The 4,330-nt window shown below is 46.8% G+C and carries 4 protein-coding genes; all 4 read right to left on the reverse strand.

Annotation, left to right across the window (positions count from 1 at the left end; translation table 11 throughout):
• Nucleotides 1-1,318, reverse strand: a 1,318-nt coding sequence (locus tag ACQY26_RS01810) for a TrkH family potassium uptake protein (protein WP_428047369.1), incomplete at its 3' end; no start/stop codon positions are given.
• A gap of 225 nt (nt 1,319-1,543) precedes the next feature.
• Nucleotides 1,544-2,167 (reverse strand): TraR/DksA family transcriptional regulator, encoded by a 624-nt coding sequence (locus tag ACQY26_RS01815; protein WP_428047370.1) that lies wholly within the window; start codon nt 2,165-2,167, stop codon nt 1,544-1,546.
• A gap of 127 nt (nt 2,168-2,294) precedes the next feature.
• Complete coding sequence (locus ACQY26_RS01820; RefSeq protein WP_428047371.1) at nt 2,295-3,173, reverse strand: ABC transporter permease; 879 nt, start codon at nt 3,171-3,173, stop codon at nt 2,295-2,297.
• Entirely contained in the window at nt 3,170-4,195 is a 1,026-nt protein-coding gene (locus ACQY26_RS01825) for an ABC transporter permease (protein ID WP_428047372.1), read from the reverse strand. Before ACQY26_RS01825 ends, ACQY26_RS01820 begins: the two co-directional genes overlap by 4 nt.
• Nucleotides 4,196-4,330: the final 135 nt, after the last annotated feature.

The raw sequence follows: 4,330 nt of genomic DNA on the forward strand, positions 1-4,330 counted from the left end.
GTTCTTCTTCGCGTTCGCGCGGCTGTCTTTCCCGCATAAAGAAAGCCAAACCGAATGTAATTACGCCTATTCTGCCGACAAACATCGCAAAAATAAGCACCAGTTTGCCGAAAGCCGACATCTGTTCAGTCAACCCCAGGCTTAACCCGGCGGTGCTTAAAGCGGCCAAAGAATCAAAAAGTATTTCAAGGAAAGGGGCGTTTTCGCTTATAGTAAGCAGCAAAATGACGGCATACAGCACTATCATATAAAAGATAAGTGCGGAAGACGCCACAAAAACCTTTTCCTGCGAGATATCCTTGCCGTTGAAACGGACGAAGTCCCTCCCCTTAAGCCTGCTTACGAGTACGGCAAAAAGCGTTACCGCGGTTGTGGTTTTGATACCGCCGGAAGTACCCGCCGGCGCGCCGCCTATAAACATTAAAAGCATAAGAGCCCAAAGCGCGGGCGCGGAAGAAGCCGCCAAGTTTATATTATTATAGCCGGCGGTTGTCATTGCGTTAATGGCTTGGGCAAACGCGCCGTAAACGCGGGTGGAAAAATCATAGTTTTTTAAAGAAGGTTCAAAGATTATAAGCATTATTCCGCCGAAAGATATCAAAACCAAAAAGGAAAAGAATATCGAACGGGAAGTATAAGAAATCTTCTTTGGCTGGCCCATCATATTTTCCGCTATTTCGGTTATAGGTATAAAACCGAAAGCCCCCAGCAAAGCTAGAATGGAAGTAAGTTCCGTAACGAAAGGCACCTTTAAAAAGCCGGACATACTATCGGGATACAGCGTAAACCCGGCCGTACAGAAAGCCGAAACGGCGTGGAAAAGGCCGCTCCATAAAGAGGAAAAAAATCCCCCCCCGTTGAAGTAAAAAGTCAAAAACAAAAACAAAGTGCCGAAACCTTCCACGAACAAAGTAAAAAAGATAATGGACTTTATAAATAAGTTTAAATTAAAATCCTGCGGGACGGAAAATTCCGCTTTCATGATTTCTTTGGTTTCGCGCGGCAGTTTGGAATGGCCCTGAAGGAACAGGAAAGAGCTGAAACTCATGTATCCCAACGCGCTGAACTGCATCATAAGCAAAATAACCAACTGCCCGAAGAAAGTGTAAGAGGCCCCGGTCGGCACCGTAACAAGCCCCGTGGTGGAAGCCGCCGAAGCGGAAGTAAACAAATTATCTATAAATCCTACGGACGTTTTCTGCGCGAAAGGCAGGCTTAGCAGTACCAGCCCGACAAGCATATAAAGTAAAAATATAACTACCAGCTTTTGCTGCGGCAAAAGAATGCGGTAACGGCGCAAAAGCCTTTCAAATTTCATATTTCCCCCGGTAAGATTCTATCCCGGCGGATAAGGGTTTTAAAGACGAAAAATAAATATAAGCCATATATAATAATTATATTACGGTTAAAAGCGAAAGTAAAGAATTTTATGACGTGGAACAATGCTCCGGCCCCGCTAAAACGCCTGTTAAATACGCAGAAAACCCCGGGCTTTACCACCCGGGGCTTTTTATGAAAACCATTCTTTCAAAACGGCGCGGTTTTATCTTTTTATGCCTTCGTTGGAAGTTTGGCATCTTATGCAATATCTTGCGAAAGGCAAAGCCAAAATCCTCTTTTTCGGGATTTGGCAGCGGCAATATTCGCAAGTGCCGTAAATGCCTTTGCTTATGCGCCTTAAGGCGGATTCTATCTGATCCAAAAGGGCTTGGGCGTTGCCGTTTAATTCAAAAAGCACCTCTTTATCCAAACTTTGGGAAGCCACGTCCGCCTCGTCGCCGACTTCAGTTTCCGGCATTTCGTGTTCTTTTTTGGTTCTTATTCTTTTTTGCACTTCTTCGCGCATTTCAAGGAGATGCTTTTCAATCTCTTTGATTTCCTGCGGGGTAAGCCTGTCCGAAGCCGAACCTTGCTCTTTGGCTTTTGCGGCTGATTGTTTTTTTAAATCCGTTACCGCTTTTTCAATTTTTACGACTTTGTTTTTTACTTTTTTTACGGTTTTTTTAGCCGCGGAAACCGCGGTTTTAGCCGTTTTCTTTACGGCGGTTACGGCTTTCTTTTCAGCCTTTTTAACCGCTGCGGCTTTGGTTTTTAAAGCGGAAACCGCCTTTTTCTCCGTTTTTTTAACTTCTTTTATCTTGCTTTTAATCGTTTTGCCGGTTTTCATAAGTTCCTTCCATAAGTTTGATATAACAAGAAAGAAACGGCCGCGCCGTTTCTCTCCATTGACTTAATTTAGCATATTTTAGCTTTTACTTCAATATCCGCGTTTTACCCTTTCTTCCGTCGGCGTTTTAAGCTTTGCGCGCGGAGGAATCCAAAATGTCCCTGAAAGCGTCGCCGAGCAAATTCCAAGCCAAAACAAACAGCAAAAGCGCGCCGCCGGGTATTACGATGGTGTACCAATAAGCAAAGGGATTTCCGTGCCCGCCCAAAATCCAGTTGCGGGAAAGCGCCACCAGCTGCCCCCAGTCCGCCGTACCGACGGGCGAGCCGAGCCCCAAAAAGCTTAAAGAGGCGGCGGTAAGCACTATATAGCCGATATCCAAACTGGCCATAATCACCACGGGATAAATGGCGTTGGGGATAATATGGCGGAAAAAGATTCTAACTCTGCTTGCGCCCAAGGCTCGTGCGGCCGTAACGAAATCCCTTTCTTTAACGCTCAGCACTCCCCCGCGCACCAAACGCGCGTAAGAAGGCCAGGATACCACGGTTAAAGCTATCATCATATTGCTTAAATCCCGCCCCAGCATTGCGGCTATGACCATGGCCAAAACCATGCTCGGCACGGCAAAAATTATATCCGTAAGGCGCATAAGAATTTCGTCCGTCCAGCCGCCGGCGTAACCCGCCGCGCCGCCTATAAGCACACCTATAAGCAAAGCGAAGAAAACTACAGTTATCCCCACTTTAAAAGCCATGCGGGCCCCCCACACTATGCCGTAATAAAGATCATACTGATTTTCCGTAGTGCCGAAATAATGTTCCGAACTCGGCTGTTGCGGCTGTACGCCGTATCCGCTTTGCGGCATTTGATAAGCGTCGCGCCCGCTTGAAGGCGCCAAAACCGGGGCGAAAAGCGCAATAAGCGCAAAAAACAACACCAAGGCCAAACCCGCCAAAGCGTTTTTGTTCTTAAGAGCTTTTAAAAATACGGTTTTAATCGTCATTTTAATCTTATCCTCGGGTCTATAACCGTATAAAGTATGTCTGCCGCCAAATTGCCTAATACGAAAAGCGCGGCCACCAACAGCGAAAAGCCCATAACCCCCGCTATATCCAGCTGACGCGCGCATTCCACACCCCAGCGGCCTATGCCGGGGTAGTCAAACACCGTTTCCACTATTACCGTTCCACCCAAAAGGCGGACAAATTGTATTCCGGCCAGCGTTACCACCGGTATCAAGGCGTTAAAGCCGGCGTGTTTGTAAATAACTTTAAATTCGCTCAGTCCTCTTGCCCGCGCGCTGCGGATATAGTCTTTATTGAGCTCTTCCAGCATTGAAGAACGCATTACCCTTACCATAAGCGCAAAAGAGCCGATACAAAGCGTAACCGCCGGCAGAATCAAATGTTTTAACACGTCAAAAAATACGTAAAATCTAAGGTTTAAAAGGCTGTCTATAAGGGAAAACCCCGTATAAGCCTTAAAGGCCGGGCCGTGTACAATCATATCCGAAGCCAAAGAGTATTCCCCCGGCGGGAACCACCCCAGTTTTCCGTAAAACACCATAAGCAGAACAAGGCCCAAAACGAATATCGGCAGGGAAAACCCAGCCAAGACGAAAAATCTTACGGCATTGTCAATAAAGCCGTCCTTATATTCGGCCGATATTATGCCGAGCCACACCCCGAAAAATACCACCAAAACCATAGCCGCCGCGGCAAGCTGCGCCGTAGCCGGCAAATAAGCCTTTATGGCGGCGGTTACGGGCATATTCGCGCTTTCGCTGTATCCCAAATCGCCTTTTACCGCTCCTTTAAGCCAGCGCATATACTGTACGGGCATAGGGTCGTTAAGACCGTATTTTTCAATGACTTCCTCCAAAGAACCCATTTGTCTTGGGTCCTGTACGTAAAGCGACGCGCGCATTTCCGGCGATAATCTCTGCGTCAGGAAAAACAGGAAAAACGTAACGCCCAGCATAACCAAAGGCAGCATTAAAAGTCTTCTTAAAATATAAACGAACATATAAATTCTTTCCTTAATAATCCGGCCCTAAAGCCGCCGTAAAATTTTACAAAGGCAAAACGGCTTTAAGCAGTCTTTTCGCCGCCGCGCTCTTGGGAGAAAGCAAAACCTCTTCCGAAGGCCCGGCTTCCGCTA

This window comes from Candidatus Proelusimicrobium excrementi, assembly GCF_937881865.1.
Classification (GTDB): Bacteria; Elusimicrobiota; Elusimicrobia; order Elusimicrobiales; family Elusimicrobiaceae; genus Proelusimicrobium; species Proelusimicrobium excrementi.

Bases quoted from the DNA above. Each gene is read 5' to 3' on its own strand.
- ACQY26_RS01815 (WP_428047370.1), bottom strand. From the start codon at position 2,167: ATGAAAACCGGCAAAACGATTAAAAGCAAGATAAAAGAAGTTAAAAAA.
- ACQY26_RS01820 (WP_428047371.1), bottom strand. From the start codon at position 3,173: ATGACGATTAAAACCGTATTTTTAAAAGCTCTTAAGAACAAAAACGCT.
- ACQY26_RS01825 (WP_428047372.1), bottom strand. From the start codon at position 4,195: ATGTTCGTTTATATTTTAAGAAGACTTTTAATGCTGCCTTTGGTTATG.